The 20226-nt window shown below is 30.7% G+C and carries 16 protein-coding genes and 2 pseudogenes; 14 read left to right on the top strand and 4 right to left on the bottom strand.

The annotated features are described in order from the left end of the window. Positions 1-72: 72 nt before the first annotated feature. Positions 73-1311, top strand: a complete 1239-nt coding sequence (locus tag JL105_RS07645) for an ABC transporter permease subunit (protein ID WP_202690469.1) — start codon at positions 73-75, stop codon at positions 1309-1311. 59 nt (positions 1312-1370) lie between these two features. Continuing rightward, complete coding sequence (locus JL105_RS07640) at positions 1371-2243, top strand: ATP-binding cassette domain-containing protein (protein ID WP_202690468.1); 873 nt, start codon at positions 1371-1373, stop codon at positions 2241-2243. 216 nt (positions 2244-2459) lie between these two features. Here JL105_RS07640 and JL105_RS07635 read toward each other — a convergent pair whose 3' ends face one another. After that, positions 2460-3848: an ISLre2 family transposase gene (locus tag JL105_RS07635; protein WP_202690467.1), complete on the bottom strand. Its 1389-nt coding sequence runs from the start codon at positions 3846-3848 to the stop codon at positions 2460-2462. A gap of 538 nt (positions 3849-4386) precedes the next feature. Between JL105_RS07635 and JL105_RS07630 the strand changes: the two genes are divergently transcribed. From JL105_RS07630 to JL105_RS07595, 9 genes and pseudogenes are all read left to right on the top strand, one after another. Beyond that, positions 4387-6204, top strand: coding sequence for a KAP family P-loop NTPase fold protein (locus JL105_RS07630; protein WP_132029731.1), 1818 nt, complete (start codon positions 4387-4389; stop codon positions 6202-6204). Positions 6205-6206: 2 nt separating this feature from the next. Beyond that, positions 6207-7022: a hypothetical protein gene (locus JL105_RS07625; protein ID WP_132029729.1), complete on the top strand. Its 816-nt coding sequence runs from the start codon at positions 6207-6209 to the stop codon at positions 7020-7022. 23 nt (positions 7023-7045) lie between these two features. Next, positions 7046-8341 (top strand): Qat anti-phage system QueC-like protein QatC, encoded by a 1296-nt coding sequence (gene qatC / locus JL105_RS07620; protein ID WP_202690466.1) that lies wholly within the window; start codon positions 7046-7048, stop codon positions 8339-8341. Further along, positions 8322-9050, top strand: a complete 729-nt coding sequence (locus JL105_RS07615; RefSeq protein ID WP_132029725.1) for a TatD family hydrolase — start codon at positions 8322-8324, stop codon at positions 9048-9050. Before qatC ends, JL105_RS07615 begins: the two co-directional genes overlap by 20 nt. A gap of 134 nt (positions 9051-9184) precedes the next feature. After that, positions 9185-10402 carry a transposase gene (locus JL105_RS07610; protein WP_132029759.1) on the top strand — a complete coding sequence of 406 codons (1218 nt, stop codon included), beginning with the start codon at positions 9185-9187 and terminating at the stop codon, positions 10400-10402. A 687-nt stretch (positions 10403-11089) separates the two neighbouring features. Further along, positions 11090-11137, top strand: a pseudogene (locus tag JL105_RS11775) (hypothetical protein); the annotation flags it as partial. A gap of 6 nt (positions 11138-11143) precedes the next feature. Beyond that, positions 11144-12118 (top strand): annotated as a pseudogene (locus JL105_RS07605) (ISL3 family transposase); the annotation flags it as partial. 402 nt (positions 12119-12520) lie between these two features. Beyond that, positions 12521-12853 carry a hypothetical protein gene (locus JL105_RS07600; RefSeq protein ID WP_237722261.1) on the top strand — a complete coding sequence of 111 codons (333 nt, stop codon included), beginning with the start codon at positions 12521-12523 and terminating at the stop codon, positions 12851-12853. 12 nt (positions 12854-12865) lie between these two features. Next, the gene (locus JL105_RS07595; RefSeq protein ID WP_132029713.1) at positions 12866-13366 is read left to right on the top strand and encodes a hypothetical protein; all 501 of its coding nucleotides are present in this window, start codon (positions 12866-12868) and stop codon (positions 13364-13366) included. Positions 13367-13703: 337 nt separating this feature from the next. Here JL105_RS07595 and istB read toward each other — a convergent pair whose 3' ends face one another. From istB to istA, 3 genes are read right to left on the bottom strand one after another with little or no spacing between them, the layout of a single operon-like run. Further along, complete coding sequence (gene istB, locus JL105_RS07590; RefSeq protein ID WP_132029715.1) at positions 13704-14471, bottom strand: IS21-like element helper ATPase IstB; 768 nt, start codon at positions 14469-14471, stop codon at positions 13704-13706. After that, the gene (locus JL105_RS07585; protein WP_202690465.1) at positions 14461-15105 is read right to left on the bottom strand and encodes a Mu transposase domain-containing protein; all 645 of its coding nucleotides are present in this window, start codon (positions 15103-15105) and stop codon (positions 14461-14463) included. The genes istB and JL105_RS07585 overlap by 11 nt, the downstream gene beginning before the upstream one ends. 33 nt (positions 15106-15138) lie before the next feature. Continuing rightward, a complete protein-coding gene (gene istA / locus JL105_RS07580) occupies positions 15139-16014 on the bottom strand; it encodes an IS21 family transposase (RefSeq protein WP_202690464.1) in 876 nt (291 codons plus the stop codon). Between the two features lie 545 nt (positions 16015-16559). Between istA and JL105_RS07575 the strand changes: the two genes are divergently transcribed. The 3 genes from JL105_RS07575 to JL105_RS07565 all read left to right on the top strand — a co-directional run bounded on the left by JL105_RS07575 (position 16560) and on the right by JL105_RS07565 (position 20007). Beyond that, on the top strand, positions 16560-17108 hold the full coding sequence (locus JL105_RS07575; RefSeq protein WP_132029717.1) for a RusA family crossover junction endodeoxyribonuclease: 549 nt from the start codon (positions 16560-16562) through the stop codon (positions 17106-17108). A 314-nt stretch (positions 17109-17422) separates the two neighbouring features. Beyond that, positions 17423-18394, top strand: a complete 972-nt coding sequence (locus JL105_RS07570) for a hypothetical protein (protein ID WP_132029719.1) — start codon at positions 17423-17425, stop codon at positions 18392-18394. An 83-nt stretch (positions 18395-18477) separates the two neighbouring features. Then, entirely contained in the window at positions 18478-20007 is a 1530-nt protein-coding gene (locus JL105_RS07565; RefSeq protein ID WP_132029721.1) for a helix-turn-helix domain-containing protein, read from the top strand. Positions 20008-20226 lie beyond the last annotated feature (219 nt).

Here is a 20226-nt window from a genome sequence, read left to right as displayed (position 1 = left end):
GTTTAAAAGCCTATTATTAAGTATACTTATACTTGATAATAGGCTTTTATTATATTAACAAGGGGGATTTAAATGGCAAATATGAAAATAATAGCTCGTATTATTAAATTTGAACTAAAAAAGATACTAAGTTCTAAATTGACTATAGGTGCCCTTATTATAAGTTACCTAATTTTAATCTACTCTTATGTTCCAAATATCTTTAAATATACTTTTTATGATGATAATGGCAATTTACTTAAAAGAAAACAGGCGGTAAATTATGAAAAGGAATTTTACAAGGAATATTTAAACCAAGTACAAACAGATGAAAGGATTCGGGCCAATATAGAAAATTTAAAAGAACATTACATAGTAGAAAATAATAAAACTGGATTTGAATATGATAAAGCATTACCTAAAGACATATATTATGAATATTACAAACCTAGAGAGTCTTATTTTTATTGGCTTTCACAAAATTTCATATCCGGTCCATACCCTCATATATTGATGATAGAGTTTGATGAACTGGGCGACTTTTATGTACACAGACAAAAAAACATCGAAACATGGTTTGATTCAATGAATCTAACAAGTACTGAGAGGGAATTTTGGCAACAAAGAGCTAATATAACAAAAGGACCCTATCAGTATGGTTATTATCAAGGTTGGAATTATATCAATGATTCTTTAGACATAGTTGTATTTTTAGTTCTAGCTATAGGAATTGGCATTAGCTGTGTTTTTTCTGAGGAACATGAAACAGGAATGGATGCCATTTTATTGTCTGCAAAATACGGGAGGACGAAATTAGTAACAGGAAAAATTACTGCCTCTTTGATATTTGCGATTGCTGTTGTTCTAGTGGGGCTTTTACTATGCGTAGTTCCCATATTACTGTTTTTTGGCACTGAAGGATGGAATCTGCCTATACAGGTATTAGATGCGAAAATATTGTATAATTGGACATTATTAAAAACTATAGGAATCAGGATATTTATGAGCTTTTTAAGTGCTTTAGCTGTTGCAACAATAGCTTTAAGTTTATCTTCCAAAATTAAGAAGACAACGCCTGTTGCGGTAATTGTAATCTTATTTTATTTAGGTGGGTTATTTATTCCAGTGGAAAGAGGAAATAGGATATTTCAAAAAATAACAAGGCTTTTACCTGCTTTTTTAAGCGGCCGTCAGTACTATGGATTAGTCACATATTCCTTCTTTGGGAAAGTTTTGACATTTTATCATATGGCTATAGCTGTTTATATATTACTTATTTTAATCTTATTACCCCTTTCAATGATATTTTTTAAGAAACATCAAGTAGAATAAAGATGATTTATTTATGATTGGTTTATATATGGAATTTGTAGAGGAAGGAGAAGGTGTAAATGGAATTAACTCTTATTAATGTTAACAAAGTATTTGCTGGGAAAAAGGCAGTTAATGATGTTTCGTTAAAAATTGGATATGGGATACATGGGCTTTTAGGAGCAAATGGCGCTGGTAAAACAACATTAATGAAAATGATATGTGGAATATTAGAACCTACTAGTGGTGAGATAATGCTTAATGGCCAAAATACTAAAAAACTTGGAGAAGAATATTTAGAACTACTAGGCTATCTACCACAAAATTCTGGTTATTATCCAGAATTTACAGGTATGGAATATGTAGACTTTATAGGTACAGTAAAAGGCCTTCCAAAAGGTATTATTAAAAAACGGGCTAATGAATTATTTGAGTTATTTCAACTGTTTGATATGAAAAATAAGAAGATAAAGACCTATTCTGGTGGTATGAAACAGCGCTTAGGACTAATTCAAGCAATGCTTAATGAACCTCGTATATTAATATTGGATGAACCAACAGCAGGTTTAGATCCTAAGCAGCGACTAGTTTTTAAAAATTATCTTTCCCATATTTCTAAGGATCGAATTATCATTCTATCAACCCATATTACATCAGATATCCAAGATATTGCAGATGATATCATTATAATGAAGTCTGGTAAAATAATATGCAAAAGTGATGAAGAAACATTACTTAATCAATTAATTGGAAAGGTATGGGAATTCCCCGTTGATGATATAGAATTATTGGCAAATACTGAAAACTTCCCTGTTATTCGTTATTACAGAAATGGCAATAAAACTAAAGTTAGAGTGTTTTCAGAAACTTCTCCAGCAGAGGATGCTCATTTAGAAGAGCCTAATCTTGAGGACCTTTATCTATATTATAATCCAGAACAACTTCAAGGTTAAAAAAGGGAGAATAGAAGATAGTGTCAAGTTACTGTAGGAAAAATTTTTTTAAATCTCCCCATATTTTATGAAAAGTGCATAGTTGCTTGTTTCACCAATTTTTTTTATAAGCTATTTGTTTTTGGGGTCACTAAATTAAGCTATAACATTTTATTTTATTATTCATTATAGCTCTTTCTATATTTAAATTTGTTTGTTACCTACTATTGATTCTTTTTAAGCACCTCTAATGGCTTTTAGTATCTGTCGTTGCCAAGTTCTTCTTCCATCATTTATATAGGGTATATTGTCTATGGTTTCTGCTGATGCTGTTCTTAGTTTCTTCTTTACTACCTTTTTTTCTAACTCTATTATTCTATTTTCCTTTTGCCTTTCTCCTTTTTTCTTACTTAGTAATTCGTATATATCACCACCATTTGCTTTATATACTCTTAAGCGAGCCATTTGATCTGCTCCTACCAAACTCCAACCTAATGGCCTTGAGCTTAATCTAGAGGATAATATATGACTTATATGACCTTCTGCACTACAACCTATGTATTCTTCCTCATAACCCCTCATTATTGAGTCCCAATGGTTTAATATATATCTTTTACTGTCCTTTACTGCTTCTTTCTTGGCCTGTGATTCTGTTTCTTCTATTATGAAGTTTAGTAATTCTTTTACATGGTCTTTATTACGGTTATTTATATAGCTCCATAATACTTCTATTGTATGAGGCATATGTGCTGTTGCTTTTCTTACATACTTGGATAAATGAAAGTAATCTAGTACGTGTTTACTTCCTTTAATCCAGTTTAGTCCTTCTTTTATCCAGCTTGCTCCATCTCCTGAGATATATATCTTTTCTACCTTATCCATTTCATATGCTTCTTCTAGATAATTAGCAACTTCTAGCCATAATTCTTCACTATTTTTTAATGAGCCTGTAAAGTATCTTTTATTTATTAATTCATATCTTCCTTTTGATTTGTATTTCTTGCCTTCATGGACATAGATTAATTTTATTTCTTTATTTTTCCCATTTTGCAATGCTACATGGTCTTCATCTGCTTCTATATAGATTGTTTTTACTTGTTTCTTTTTAGTTGGCAATTTCGCTTCGTCATTTTCTACTTCTCCTAGCTTTCTTATGGTGTTCATTACTGTTTGTTTTGTTACTTGTACATTATTTGAGGCTCTTTTACCTGATTTCTCATAGGATGTTTCTATAGCTTCTTTTATTAATTCCGATTCGTATGAAAGATCCATTCTTTCATATGGATATATTCCTACTAGTTCATCTGAAAGATATCTATAGCTGCCATCTTTTTTACTTTTGTAATATGTCCTTAGATAATTTACTTCTCCAAATATTGTAATTAAAGTTTTTTCGTCAATTCTTCTTTGTATGTAATATTCCTTTTTCCTACTACTAGATTCTCTTATTATTTCATCTAGCATCTCTAAGGCTTCTTTTACTATCATTGCTCCTATTTCATCCAATGATTTTTTAGTATTTATTATGAATCTTGATATATCCCTGCTATTTAACATCAAATCCTCTATATTATTATTGAAATCTCTAGTGATTTTTTCTATAATTTCGTGTATAATTGTATTCATAAGAATAGCCTCCTTTATTATGATTTTTGTTTTTGACACTTCTATCATAACATATGGGGCTATTCTTTTTTGTATTTTTTCCTACAATTATTTTACACTAACTATTGTTCATATACAGTTTATTAAGGCTATAATTAATCTTGGAAATCTCTTGGAAATCAAGTAATAATATATTGAATTATAGTCATATAGGATTTTCTTCTTAATTCTATCAAAAAAATAAAACATTATTCTATCTGATATATAAGTATTTTATTTTTGTCATCTAGAGCAATAAACAGTATTCTTTGAAATATAAACCATGATGTTAGCACTGTAAGATTTCTAGGTAAAATTTTATTAATTGGCAAAGAGATACTTTTAGTTTATTCTTTTATAGTTGTGGATAACTTTATTGGAAAGCATGGATAAATATGTTATCATAATTTATAAATAGAGATATAGGTATCAGATAATTGAGGATAAGAAAGTTTTTTAATAAATATTATAAACTTTAATTATAAAGTAATTAGAAATTCTAAATAGTGGAGGTGAGATAATGTGGAAAGATAGTGAAACTGAACTAGATTATCTTGATTTTGATTATTTGATTGAAACTATAATCAATATTATTAAGAATGATAATTTATTACCATCTACAATTGGGGTTTATGGGGACTGGGGAAGTGGGAAATCAAGTCTAATTAATATGAGTATATCTTCTATTAAAGAAGATGAAGATATAGTACCAATATATTTTAATGGCTGGTTGTTTGAGGATTACGAAGATGCTAAAACAGCTTTATTGGGGAGTATTTTAGATGTTATTGAAAAAGAGAAGAAGCTTGATGAAAAAGCAAAAGATTGTATTATTGGATTATATAAAAGTATTGATAAGATGAAACTGTTCAAAAATGCAATTAATTTAGGAATTGGATCATTTTTTACAGGGGGAACAAAAATCATTGCTGATTTTACTATTTCTGTTTTAATAGATAAAATTATGTCATCAAATGACGAGATATTAAAAGAGAATCTTTTCGAAACAATTAATGCAGAATTGACGAATAAAGAATTGCGTGAAAGCATTATTACATTTAGAAAAGATTTTGATAACTTATTGAAGCAAACAAAAATTGATAGGTTAGTTGTATTTATTGATGAGCTTGATAGATGTAGCCCTGAAACAATTTTAGAAACACTTGAAGCAATACGGCTTTTCTTATATGTCGGACGAACTGTTTTTATCATAGGTGCTGATGAAAGACATATTTCCTATGCTGTTCAAACAAAATTTAAAGAGATTGAAGGTCTTGGAATTGATATTGGAAAGGAATATTTAGAAAAAATTATTCAATATCCTGTAAGAATACCAAGGTTAAGTACTAGAGAAGTGGAATTATATATTTCATTACTATATATGGAAAAAGAACTTACGAATGAAGAGTTTGAAAAAGCAATAGAATTTATTAATGAACAAAAAAGTAAGAACTTTTTTGATTTTCAGCTTGATTACAATTTATTAAAGAGTTTCGATGAAGATATTGCAAATAAAGTTAAATTGAGCTTAGAGATATCAAAGCAGATTTCATCGGTTTTAGCTAAGGGACTAAATGGTAACCCAAGACATTGTAAGCGTTTTTTGAATTCTATGGAAATGAGATTGAATATGGCCAAACATAAAGGTATTGAGTTAGATAGAAAAATCTTAGCTAAAACAATGCTGCTGGAATATTTCAAACCAAGGATGTTTGCAGAATTAGTAAGTGCACCAATTGACTTGACGGGTAAAATAGTTGAACTATCAGCCCTTGAAAATAACGAAACTGAATCATTAGAAAAGTTGGCCTCATGGAAGGATGATGATTGGGTAATAAATTGGCTAAATATGGAGCCTTATATTGGAAATGAGGATTTGCGTCCATATTTTTACTTTGCTAGAACTTCGCTTGATAATAGATATGAAATGCCAAAGATGAAATTGAGCAAAGTAGCAAATGAGGTATTGAAAAAATTGCTATCAGGTTCTGAATCAGCTCTGCGTAGTGCTTGTGTTAAAGCAGAAGAAGTAAATGATTACGAAGCTGCATTAATAATTGAACATTTAATTTCGCAAATTACAAGTTCCAGCGAAATAATTGATACGCAATTTAGAGCATTATTAGAATGGGGAAAACTAAAAAAAGAAACACATATTGCAATAATTAGAGGTTTAGAAGCTTTGAGTGGTACTAGGATAAAACCATCCCATATACCTAGAGTGTGGAACTTTGCAAAAGAAATTAATCAAGTGCAAAAAATTAATGAAATTTTAGATGAATGGATTAAGCACAATCCAGAAATTAAGCCCATAATTGAATCAGAGAGGAGAAATTAGTCGTGGGAACTTCAAGTATCTACGATGGACCTGTAAAGTCATTATTACCTAAGGATTATGATAATATTGATGATAATTCAGCCGAGGACCAGGAACATAAAGATATTCCAGAAAATTTGGACAAGGCAAATTCACATTGGGTCCCATATAGATGGAAAGATGCAAAGGATGCAATGACAAGATATGTTAAAGGAAGTTCATCCAATAAGGGCAGGGTAATGAGTAGATATGTTGGAGCATCAGGTGGATCCAGTAGGCTTACTAAATCTTCTGTTTCAGGAAAAAGTACAACTATTAATTTAGGAAGAGTAATCCAAGACTTTAGGAAAATTGGAGTTGAAAAAACACTTCGGTCTTTACAGATTGATTATGTTGGTAAAAGTGCTAAAGAAGTATTATCTGAACTTGTTAATGTTATTTCGAGTAGTGTTGATAGTAAAGAAGATATTGCTGCAAGAGGAGCAGCAGTAGAAGTCATTTCTACACTTTATGATATAGTAGTAGAAAATGGAGGAGATATTGAAGCCTTACATAGAATTGACGAGGCGTTATTCAGAAAAGTAATTGAAATTTTTGTTAGTGAATATATTTTTATACGTGTTATGAGTGATTTACAGAGTAGATTTGAAAAATATATAGATAATCCTAAAGAATCGGTTAAGAAAGAAAAAGAGTTAAAAGATTATATTAGTGTTAAAGTTGAGCTAAGGATGAGAGAAATGAAACCAGAAAGTTATGATTATCATTCAAGTAGTATTGAAAAAGAGATTGACAATTTATATAATACATGTTTTAAAGCTTTTGAAGAATATCTGTAATTTTGTCTTAAAGGGGTGTAGTGGTGATAAATATTGTGTATAAATATTCTTCTGATGAAGAATATGCTATTGATGAGGATTACATAACATGTAGTTTCGATGATTATAGATATACTTTTTGGAAGGAAAAACTAGAATTATTACCAAAATTTCCATCTATAGAAGCAATAGACCTTTTAATGATATCATTAGCTGTTTACGCTGCTGATCGAATAATCTTGAGAAAAGAAGCTTTAGATGGGTGGGAAAGAAGCATACATTTGCATTTACCAGTACTAAATATAGATTTGATGGAAAGCAATAAACAACTACTGAAACAAATAACAAATTTTCTTACTGGTGACAATTGGGAATTTACATTCAGAGAAAGAGAATTGACTTTAGAAGAGAGTATGCGCAGAGTTCAGATGACTCAGAGAAGAATTGACACACTAGATATCAATAAGATATGTATGTTCTCTGGAGGACTCGACTCATTTATTGGAGCCATAGATTTGTTGGAAGAAAAGGGTAATGATATTATTTTTGTAAGCCATTATGGAGGAGGAAAAGGTACATTAGAGTATCAAAAAGTTTTGAAACAGGAGCTAGTAAATAAATATTCAATTTCTGAAAACCATTTTTTCTCTTTTTATGCTGCTCCACTAGGTGGAAAAGAGGATACGATGAGATCTCGTTCATTTATGTTTTTTAGCCATGCAATAGCTATAGCTTCATGTTTTGATAGGAGAATAAACCTATTTATACCTGAAAATGGTTATATATCATTAAATATACCATTAACTTTTTCAAGAATAGGTTCAAGTAGTACAAGAACTACACATCCACATTATTTAAAGCTTTTTCAGCAATTAATAGATAACTTGAATTTAAAAGTAACTTTTATTAATCCATATCAGTTCAAAACAAAAGGAGAAATGATTGCAGAGTGTAAAAATAAACAATTTTTAATCGATAATATCGTCAATACAATGTCTTGCTCTCATCCTGATCTAGGCAGAATGCGTGGAGAAAGTGAAACTAAACATTGTGGAACATGTTTTCCATGTGTAATAAGAAGGGCAGCTATTAAGTCTGCTGGTATTGAGGATATGACAACTTATTTTGATTCAAACTTTTCATCTGGACCAACAGCAAGGATGAATTTTAATTCATATTTACTTGGACTTGAGAAATTTGATGCTAAAAAGGCGTTTCTCGATATTCAAATGTCTGGACCAATAGATTCTAATGTTGAACTTTATGAATCACTTTTAATACGAGGAATGGCTGAATTAGAGGGAGTGTTAATTGATTATTATGAAGATAATAAAATATGATACTCATACCCACCTTGACTTATATGATGATATTAAAGAAAAACTTCAATTCATTGAGGAAAACAAGATTTATTCCATTATTATGACTAATATACCAAAACTTTATCTTAGATATAAAGCTAAATATCACAATTTAAAATATAGTAGGTTTGCTCTTGGACTACACCCAGAACTTGCTGTTCAATTTAAGAGTCAACTCAAATTGTTTTTAGATTATGTAGCAGAGAGTAGATATATAGGTGAAATAGGTTTAGATTTTTCTAATGGAGTTAATAAAGAACAGATTTTAATCTTTGAGAAAATTATTGATTCTTGCAGCTTTTTTAATGATAAAATTATTAGCATTCATAGTAGAAATGCCGTAGATAGTGTAATTGATATTGTAGGAGAAAGTAAAAACAGGATAATCCTTCATTGGTTTACTGGCACTGATAAAGAGCTTGAGCGTGCTATTGCAAAAGGATATTATTTTTCTTTAAATATTGACATGTTAAATACTAAAAAAGGAAAAAATCTTTTGCTGACTGTGCCATCAAGCAAATTATTAATAGAAAGCGATTCTCCATTTACAAAATATACAAAAAATGATTTTACTATTGATTACTTTGATAAATTTTATATGCTATCATCAAAAATATTAGGGAAATCTGAAGAAGAAGTAAAACTATTATTTAGTAGCAATTTTATAGATTTACTTTCAAATATATAATTAAGTAAATTTCATAATTTAAAAACGTTGATTTTACTAATTTCTACAATAACAAAAAAAGGATTTCACCCCATTAATATCGAATATGTTAAGTGATACCAAAACAAAAAACGATGGGGGTGAAATCACTTAACATGTATATTCGACAAACATCTCTTTTTTCCTTTAAAGAAATTATTAAATTTCAGCAACAATCTAGATTAGAATTAATTTTAGCTAATATTGATGTCTCTAAACTTGCTAACGAACTCAGAAAACCTTCTAATTCCAAGGGTCCTAAAGGTTATGAGCCTGAGGTTTTTATTTATTCATTAATCGCAATGCAGGTTGAAAAAATTGATACTATTAAGGATTTAGTTGTCAAGCTTAAAGAAAATCCTGTACTTCGATATTGCTGTGGTTTTGATGTACTTGGTAAGGTTCCATCTGAATCCACTTTTAGTAGATTTCTTGAAAAACTATCAAACTCTGAATCTCTTGAACAGATTTTTCATGACTTAGTTATTAAAGCTAAAGAACTTGATATCATTGACGGAGAGCATATCTCAATAGATTCAACTAAATTGGATTCTTTTGAAGCTGCTAAGCCAAAGAAAAACATTGTTCATGACGGTACTAATCCTAACTGGGGAATGAAAAAAGATACCAATGGCAACAACATACGATGGTTTGGTTGGAAACTCCATATTCTTTGTGATTCCAAAAGTGAGTTGCCACTAGATCTGCTAATCTCCCCAGCTAGTAATTATGATGGTACCATGGCTTTGCCTTTGATAAAGCAATTCTTTGAAAACTATAAAGATACCTTTAAACCTAAATATTATGCTATGGATTCTGCCTATGATCTTGATTATGTCTACAAGACCATAATCAACGAATATCAAGGCATTCCAATAATAGCTTACAATCCAAGGGGTAGCTATGCTCCACCTGAAGGATTAGATGAAGCTTTTAATCCTATTTGTTCAGGAGGTTACAAGTTAGTTTACTGGGGCAAAGATGGAAATTATTTAAAATTTAGATGCCCTCATGCCCTAGGACGGTGTGATTGTCCACACGGGATGAACTGGTGCTCAAGCTCTAATTACGGCTATACCCTTAAAGTAAACTATAAAGAAAATCCAAGGTATTATGGTTATCCTTTACGATACACAGATGTTTGGAAAAAGCAATATGATAAAAGAACCTCCGTAGAAAGGTGTTTTAGTAGATTAAAATGCTACCTAAACCTCGATAATGTAAGGTCTAAAGGTATTAAAAAAGTCAAGGTCCACGCAATATTAAATTGCATAGCACTAATATCAGGTACCATAGCAATAAACACAATGAAATCTTTGAGTAAAGCAGCTTAACAAACTATATAAATATACTAAGAATTGAGGATTTTACTGTCGAAAATATTAATAATAATTTCAAAATCCCATTTATTAATGGGCTAATTCTTTATACTCTTTTTTAACCTTGATTAAAAAAGTTAATTATGCAATTTCCTCAATTAATAATCTTTATTGAAAAGTAAAAGATCATAGTTAGTGTAAGTGGCAACGATTATCAAAGATCATATGTATAGATGTCAATGAGGAGTTATTTTTGCAGATAAAAGCAAAACTTTTATTGTGAGCTTGGAGGAAAAAGATTGGTACTAATATAGATTTCTTGAATCTACTTCGGGGAAAATTAAGATATAACAGTCATTAAACTATTATAGGAATGAGTATCTACACAAATTTGTAACTATTAGATTTAATAAAATTAAGGTTCTATAATAAATGTTGGGGTGGAAAATAATTTACCCTAACATTTATTTTTTCTAAAAATAAAATGCACTCGTGAAATAAACCTGCTAAAATGTTAATTGGCTAAAAAAAACATACAAAGGAGGTTTATTCACAAGTGCAATCTAATTTTATCACACAATTATTAGATTTAAAAGGGGTTAAAGTAACTAAAATATCGCATGAGGATTCTTTCGTTAAAATCTACATTACAACTGATCCAAAAGAGCATACTTGCCCTGCTTGTGGTGCTAAACTAAAAAAATTCATGACTACAGAGAACAGACAATTAAGGATTTACCTTTTCAATTTAAGCACACATATCTTGTACTTCGAAAAAGAAGGTATGCTTGCTCTTGTGGAAAAAGGTTTTATGAGTCTTATGACTTTCTACCTCGTTATCATCGCATGACTAACCGTTTAGCATTTTTTATTTGCCAAGAGCTTACCAAGCTAACTAGTCTAACTTCTGTAGCTAAAGTGGCCAACGTCTCTGTTTCTACTGTTATTCGTATCTTTAATCATGTCAACTATGGTACTCCTACACTGCCTAAGGTTCTATGTATTGATGAGTTTAAGGGGAATGCAGAGACTGGAAAGTATCAGTGTATTCTTGTTGATGGGGAAAACAATAAGGTTTTAGATATTATTCCTGACAGGTGTCAAAGTGATCTTGTAGGCTACTTTAGGCAATTTTCTCGTAAGGAAAGGAATAAGGTGAAGTTCTTTGTATGCGACATGTGGCAGCCTTACGTTGATTTAGCTAAAGTATTTTTCCCTAATGCTATAATTGTTATCGATAAATACCACTTTATTAGGCATGTAACTTGGGCTATTGAAAATGTCAGGAAACGCATACAAAAATCTATGACTGCTACTCTTAGAAAATACTATAAACGGAGTAGAAAACTGATTTTAACGCGATATCATAAGCTTAAGGATGAGAATAAAGAAGCCGTTGATTTAATGCTTTTATATAATGATGACCTACGTATTGCCCATAAACTTAAAGAATGGTTTTATGAAATCTGTCAAAGCGATAAATATTCCTACCAATGTAGGGAATTAGCTAAGTGGATTCAAAATGCAGAAAGCTCTGGAATACCAGAGTTTGAAAAATGTGCAGCTACATATAGAAGATGGCATAAGGAAATTAAAAATGCCTTTAAATATGGTTATACTAATGGTCCAACTGAAGGTTTCAACAATAAAATCAAAGTATTAAAACGAATATCCTTTGGACTTAAAAACTTTTATAGATTTCGTAATAGAATACTTCACTGTACAAGCTAAACTTCTAAAAGTGAATACCTGTAAGAAGCCTACATTTTAGCTAGGTTTATTTAAGTGTGCCCAAAATACATGTAATTCTATCCATCTCAATCATAACACAAAAATAAGGGTAAAAATAGTAATGGAGCGGGATTTAAGAAAATCCCACCCCAAATATTGACAAAGAGCCAAAATTAATTAGTCTACATGATGGCAAGTATTAAGTAATGATAATAATTTATTCCCAGATAAATCATTCACAGTAATATTGTTCTTTAGCACAGTATAATTTCAGAACATTTTAACATTACACTTGTTTTTGCTTAGAAAGTATATTAATATATTATGTAAACCAATATATAATTTTTTATAAAATACAAGTGAGGTGTTAATATGCCATGTTTACGATGTGGGGGCTCAGGTGTGTTAGCACAATATAGCCATGTGGCAGGTGGGGTATGCTTTAGATGCGGAGGAAGTGGAATAGATCCAAATGAACTAAAATTAAATAAATCCAAACGACGAATAGAAAAAGTTAAAATTGTAAATGGAAGAAAGATAGTGCTGGAACCAAAATATGATTTACAAGGTAGATTTTCACACTACAGTGTTTATGTAGAAGGAAAATATGAGGCAACCTATAAAAAATATAAAGATGCAAATAATGCGTTTAGAAAGTTCATAGAACAAGAACAAAAAGAGAAAAATCTTAAAAAACAATTAGATGACTTTAACTATATTCAAAATCATATTTAAAGGGTTGATACCATGTCGAATATAATCTATTTCCAACCTAAAGAACAAAGAAACTCTCTTAATAAAATGATTTTTAAATTAATTCCTAGAAACAGCTCAGAGACATATAAAGCAGATGTAGCTGAAAAGGTATTAACTGAAGAACTATACATATATTATCTAGCTTTAGTTCTAGTTCATAAAGCATATCATCTAGTTCCCGAAAGACATCAAGTTAATATAAAAAAATTAATTAATTTGGGGATTTTAGATGAACTAGCAATAATTACTGAATATAATCTAACTAATTCGTATGTTACAAGTGAAGGGGAATTTATGTGCAATGGGATAGAATTTGAGTTGCCAGAAGGATACATAGCAAGGTTACGTGTAATGGATCAAGAAGGAAATATTTATGTGGAAGCATTCAATGGCCATAGAAGGAGAATATATGAATTTATATATTACAAAAGTGGTTATAGAAATATATGGCAAAGAGTTGACGATAAAATTGAAAAAATAATCGATTATTAATAACAATTAAATTAATCCTAAAGTGCCAAAGATGTTCCTACCCTCATTCCTTGAATTTCTAAAGAGTTGAGGGTAGTTTTCTTTTTTTAGTACGTGCCTAAAAAATATATTATTTTTATAAAGGAGCCAAAAATGTGTCTAGCTTAGAATACAGTATTTTAAATGGTTGAGATTGGATAATTATAAAATTGAGTATTGCCGTTGAAATAGACCACTAGTGCACACTTTTAGACCATTAAGTGCCACTAAATAGACCACTCGGTGCCTACAGGAGACCAAAAGTTTAGAAAGCCCCAATTATGAGGCTTTCTTAATTTATCTTCTTAAATTGAAATCCTTAAGGTTGATTGGACCTTTGATAGTGAATACCATGACGCTCCCGCATAGAAACCTCTCCATCTATCAGTATCTGATAAGAATCATGTACTATACGGTCAAGTATTGCATCAGCTATTTGGACATTCTCAATCTTTGAATGCCAGCCTTCTGGGGCATATTGAGAACAAAATATTGTTGAGGAATTTTTTAACCTGGCTTCAATAATTTCAAAAACATGAATTGCTTCTTCTTGGGATAATGGAGTAATTAACCATTCATCAAGAATTAGCAACTCTATCTTCTTGTACTTAGATACAATCTTACGATAACTTCCATCCGCAGCATATTTAGCTGCTGTCAACTCATCGATTAGCTCTGGTAAACGAATGTACTTAACTTTAAAGAGCTGACGGCAGGCTTGTACACCAAATGCATTTGAAATCCATGTTTTACCGTTCCCTGAGGCCCCCATTAGAATAATATTATGGCCTTCACGTATATAGTTACATGTAGCTAGTTCTAATATCAACTGTTTATCTAGGTGCCTATCAGGATGATATTCAATATCCTCAATAGATGCTGTTGGATCGTTGAATGTAGCTTGTTTAATTAACCTATTTAATTTATTGGATTGACGGCGAGAATATTCGTAATCAACAAGCAGATTAAAGCGTTGGTCAAAGGTCATATCTTGGTAATCTGAGTTTCTTGTTTGCTCTTCATAGAGCTCAACCATACCTGATAAGTGCATTTCAGCTAATTTACGTAAAGTTTCTTTATTCCTCATTTTTTACACCTCCAAAATATTTGGCACCTCTAACAAAGCCATAATCATTATCTGTACTTGTCTCATTTAAAGTTCCTTTTTCTTTTGATTTCTGGCTATCTTTCATACGCTTTAATATTGTTTTGAGAACAGAAAAACTTGGTACTCGTGAAATACTCATTAAGGTTTCACAGCCCTTTTCAATAAGGTCATCCGAATAATATTTAGTTAGATTTTTAAGAGACAGTAAAATTGTTAGTGCTTTTTTCTCAACATGATTATCTAAGGTGTATTCAACAAATCTCTCTGTATTGGATCCTATGGTATTGGCCCAATCCCTAACCTGATCAGGAGTGTGTTCAAGAAATTTTCTATGGTTCTCAGGCATATGATTAGGGTTAGTGGAAAATTCGCCAATTTCTCCTAAAAGCTTTTTATGTGATGCAATTCTCATATCTTTGAAGTATACTTCAATTAGGTCCTTAGTGATTCTGATATCAACATCACTTTGGACATACTCATAAGGGACGGAATAATACATGCGGTTCACTTGGATATGATAGTTTAATTGAACCTTTGCAGTTATCCATTCCGATAGTTGGTAACGTGGGTAACGGAGGGGAATAAGCTTGCTCTTTTCCTCTTCGTTATACACAATTCTTCTTGAGCCTTCTCTTTTTTGGAAAGGTTAATCATTTAACTTATCTACTTCTTCTAATATTTTTGAATTTAGGTCATCCAAACTAAAGCACTGATAATATCTCAATGAAGCAATGATCTGTCGGCTAATGTAACCAACACTTCCTTCAACACTAGGCTTATCCTTAGGAGATTTAACACGTGCTGGAACAATAGTTGCTCCATAATAATTAGCTAAATCACGATATGCCTCATTTAAAATCGGCTCTCCTCTCAGAGCTTTATTCACACCTGTCTTTAAGTTATCAGGAACTAAAACCTCTGCGACCCCATTAAAATATTCAAATGCATGAATATGTGCCATTAACCAACTTTGTGATGTCATGTTAAAAAACCCTTCAGCATAAAATAATTGACTGTACGGGAGTGTAGCTACAAATATATAGATAGGTAACTTTTCACCAGTATTTCTATCTTTAATAGACAATTTATCTCCAGCCCAATCAACTTCCATAATTTCACCTGGTTTACGCCTAATTGGCATGGTTAATTTGTACTTCTTTGCGTATTTTCCATAATGTCTGCAAAAAGTCCTATAGGCATAAGGGATCTTCTTACTATCCCTAGCACATTGTGCATATTCATAATGGAGTAATTTTAATGTCATATTTTTCTTCTGTAGCTCTCGATGAACAACTTCCCAATCTACTGGGAAATACCCTTTTGCGATGGCTTCTTTTTCAGGGAATAAGAACTCAGCTAGCCATTGGTTGGTCATCTCATCAGTTAACTCCACTAAACCTAGATGATTAGCCTTAATAACTACATCTGATACAGTTTGCCTGGAGTGACCTACGCTAGAGCTAATGGTTCTTTGGCTTGTTCCCTTGAAATGCAAATCAAGTATTCTACGGTATTGAATCATAAAAAACCTCCTATATAATGTAGTCATGCATTAAGCATGCACCTTCATTATATAGGAGGTCTTAAATAAATGGTCTACTAATTGGCATTTGGTGGTCTATTTTTAGGCACTTAGTGGTCTAATATTAGGCTCTATTGGTCTAATATGGAGGCAATACTCAAAAATTAATGTGTCTAAAGGTTTTACTAAGAAATTACTGACTTATTTAGTTTTTAAAAATATAAACATTTATACTTGTATTGTTTGAATTTTTGTACTATAATAAAAATAGCAATAAAATAAAATACAAAACTGTTAGATTTTTGCTCCGCTTTTAGGACCACAGGATACCTGTGTGCAAAATTCCATTTATTTGTTAGATTTTTGTTCTGGTTTTGGTACAGCAGGATTACTGTGCCCAAAATCAGGAATTTTATATTTTTATATAATTTAATATAAGATAATTAGCCCCAAGGTTAAATTGATGTTCACAGATTTGACCTTGGGTTTTTTTGCTTTTTTGTCACAGTGTATCAATTTTTATAAAAAGTGAAGGAGGTGGAAAATTGAATAGATTTATTAAATTACAGAATAGATTAGTTGAAGCACAAATAGAATTATCGAAAATAATAGAGGAAATGGAAAAAGCAAATTTATTTTTAGAAGATATTAATCTTAATCTAGGACATGAAGTTATTAGAGGAGTTTTGAAAATTATTATCCCTGAATATCCTCCTAAGATTAGTCTTTATTATAGAAACGAATTAGTTAATGGTTCTTTAAATAGCATTGCTTATCAAAAAACAAGAAATAGATGGTATTCAATCATCCATAAGGCATTGGAGGGTTATGAAGGAGAAAGAATAGATCCTACTATAGTATATATGGTATTCTATGTTCCACGGATTTGTGATACAGACAATTTCATAGGGAAACTGATAGTAGATGGACTTATGTATGCTGGTGTTATTGGAAAAGATGATAACCTAGAGCATGTTCCTGTAGTTATTCAAGAAGCAAGAATAGATAAAGAAAATCCTCGAACGGAAATATTTGTAGTGCAATATGAAAACCAAATAGAAAAAACTTTGATTCCTTTTTTAGAAGAAGAGTAAGAAATAGTGTCAATACAAAGTAAAAAGTAGTAAGTTAAGCTTTAATTTTTTGCTTAAAAACTACTTCAATAACAGGCTTTTCTTATCTATTGATAAAATTTATATCTGAATAGCTGCTATAAAATGAGTTACCCCATTGTATTTTAAAGTATTTTAAAAAATTTAAAGTGTAGCTGATTAATGAGTAGTTAGTGGGGCTTTATCAATGAATAATTTTTCTTTCTTACTACACTTTTTTTTCGAGATGTTTAAGTCTTTAATGTGAAAGTTGTCTTTTTATAATTATGATTTATTTGATGATAAGGAGGTACAAGATGTCAAGTGGTATTAGGTTACAAGATAGAGATATAGAGTTACTGAAAAAAATAATAGACTTTAATGGTCTACCTGGACCACAAATAGTTGAAATTTTTTTTAATGAAAGTGTTTATGGATATAAAAGATTGAAGCAGTTACAAGATAATGGTTATTTAAAGCAGGTGTATTATTATGCACAAAATAAAAAGAATAATAGACTATTTGCACAAAGGATATCGGCTATATATTATGCAACAAGTAAAACATTGAGGGAACTTGGCTACACTATAGATCCTAGATATGTAGTACCAAAGGAAGACAGACTTGATGTAGCGAATCTAGTAGGTAATTTGCTTGCAAGAATTCCAAGTTTAATATCAAAGCGTCAGGCTATAGAAAAATATAGTTTAAAAAATTTTATGCCAGTTAGTTGTGTTGTCCCTAATGACAATCCAATATTCATTTATGTCTTGGGTAATAAAATAGGAAGATACGATTTAGGTAGAATAGCAGGTTTCATAAAATCAGAAGTTATACCAGGAGCTAAACACTTTATTATTTCACGTAAATTTAGGGAAAAATTATTTTTGCAAAACGCTTATTTTATTCCATGGAGCTTCGCAACAGAATATCTACCTAATATCGTTAATGACCACAATTTTTATATTAAAGAATTCTTAAGTATTACAAAAAAACAGTTTCCAGGAATCAAATTTCTATCGTATCAAGAGCCTCTATTTAAAGCAGAGTACAATGGTGAAATCCTGCATATTGGAGAATTAATTTCTGGAAATAACCAACTAAGACTTATATTAGAAGAACCACCAGAGAACACCTATATATATGCCCCTAGTAGAAAGCATTTTTATGGTGTTAGATTAAAACAGGGTTCTTTTTTATTTTATTCTAAAAAGGATAAGCAGATATTTAAAATGTATTCAAAAAATAACAGAATGTATTCCATACCACATGTGTTTGATATCAATTAATAGTTTACTAAACTTGTTAAGCCTCATGACTTAAAAAGTTATGAGGCTTTTTTTCTCCTCCTATTTAATAGGAGGTGGAAATTATGGAATTAAACAGATTTTTAGAAGAAATAATTAATGGAACTAACGAATATTTGGAAATTAGGGAAATCGATCATGAAGGAAATGTAACGCAACACTTTCTTAAGCAACAAGATATAAACAAATATACACCACCAAAGGATAAAAATGTGTATTTTGGGGTTTTTAGTAGAAACAAAAAGAGTGGTAAGACTAGGTGCTGCAATACAACAAGGGTTTTGTGGCTTGATTTTGACAAAGGAATGATGGGATTAAGTGTTGAAGAAAGAGTTAAGAAGGTACAAGATATAATAATGGCAGTAGGACTGCCTAAAGCTTCTATATTAATTTCAAGTGGTAATGGTATACATGCTTATTGGTTGTTAAAGGAAAGGCAACAAGAGGTAACAGAAGTGTTAAGAATAATAGCAGATATTACAGATGCAGATATAAAGGCAACAGATAAAGCTAGAATAATGAGGTTGCCAGGTACACTAAATATTAAAGATAAAGAAAGGCCATTAGAGTACAAAATACTACAAGCTGATTACTCTTTAATTTACGATTATAGGCTATTTAAGGAACTTTTGAAGGATTGTATCGGACAAGTCTCAGAAAAGCCTTTAAAAGCCAAATTGGAGCTTACAAAAAGTATAATAGATGAGATTAAAACCGATAGACCTTGCATTGAAAAAATAATAAAAGGTGTATCAAAAGGTGAGAGGAACTTTGCTTTAGGCAGACTAACAAAGTGGCTGCAAGTAAAAGGATTTCCGAGAGACATAAGTCAACAAGCTATCCTTGATTGGAATAATCGAAACAATCCACCGGAAAGTATAAGAAAACTTATAAAAGACTTTAATATGTATTGGTATGAAGACTACAAACTGTTAGGTTGCAAGATAAATAAGCCCGAATTGCAACAGATTCTTGATAAATATTGTAATCGACCTGATTGTAATTTTTCTATGTCTATAGGTAATATTAACCTAGACAAGATGGTGAGAATTAATAACCGATTGTTGAACGACATACAAAAGTTAACTGGAAATGATTTACTAATTTACTCAGTATTAGTCCGAAACAAAGAAGGCCTAACAACAAGTGCATTAAATGAGGAGCTAATTAACAGCTCAGGTAAGATATGTATGAGCAATAAGACAATTTTAGATAGCTTAAGTACTCTAAAGAAACTGGGCTATGTAAAAATAATAAATGGTAACAAACGAAAAAGAGAGGAAAACTTTTATAAAGCAATTTCACAAAGTACTTTTGGCTTAGGGTATACATTAGTAAGCAATGACGCTATAAATAAAGCTATTGAAAGAGGTGTTTCTCCTGGAGGATTTAGGCTTTATGTATTGCTTTTAAAATATGCTTATAACAAAGGAATTTGCAATCCTTCATTAAATACTTTAGCAAAAGAATTACGCACTACATCAAGTAATATAAGTATTTTACTGAAAAGATTAGAAGAATCTAAATATATTAGGAGAGAATATAAGAAGCAACTTAATGGGGTAAAAAAACTGGTAATAAGATTATTAGTTTAAATAAAGATTTGAAGCATATAGTACTTATTGAGTGTTAGAAAACTATTAAATGCAGATTATTTAACTATATTTATAAAGGTAAGAAGGGCTATTTTATCAGCCAAAATCTACCTTTAAATGTAATTTGTTTAACCAAAGAATACAAAGATACAAGATGTATTAGAAAATATTTAAGATATACAAAGATCTTAAATGTTAATGAAAATTGTCACTTCATAA

It is taken from the genome of Keratinibaculum paraultunense (assembly GCF_016767175.1).
Lineage (GTDB): Bacteria > Bacillota > Clostridia > Tissierellales > Tepidimicrobiaceae > Keratinibaculum > Keratinibaculum paraultunense.
This window is presented reverse-complemented; position numbering and strand designations above follow the sequence as displayed.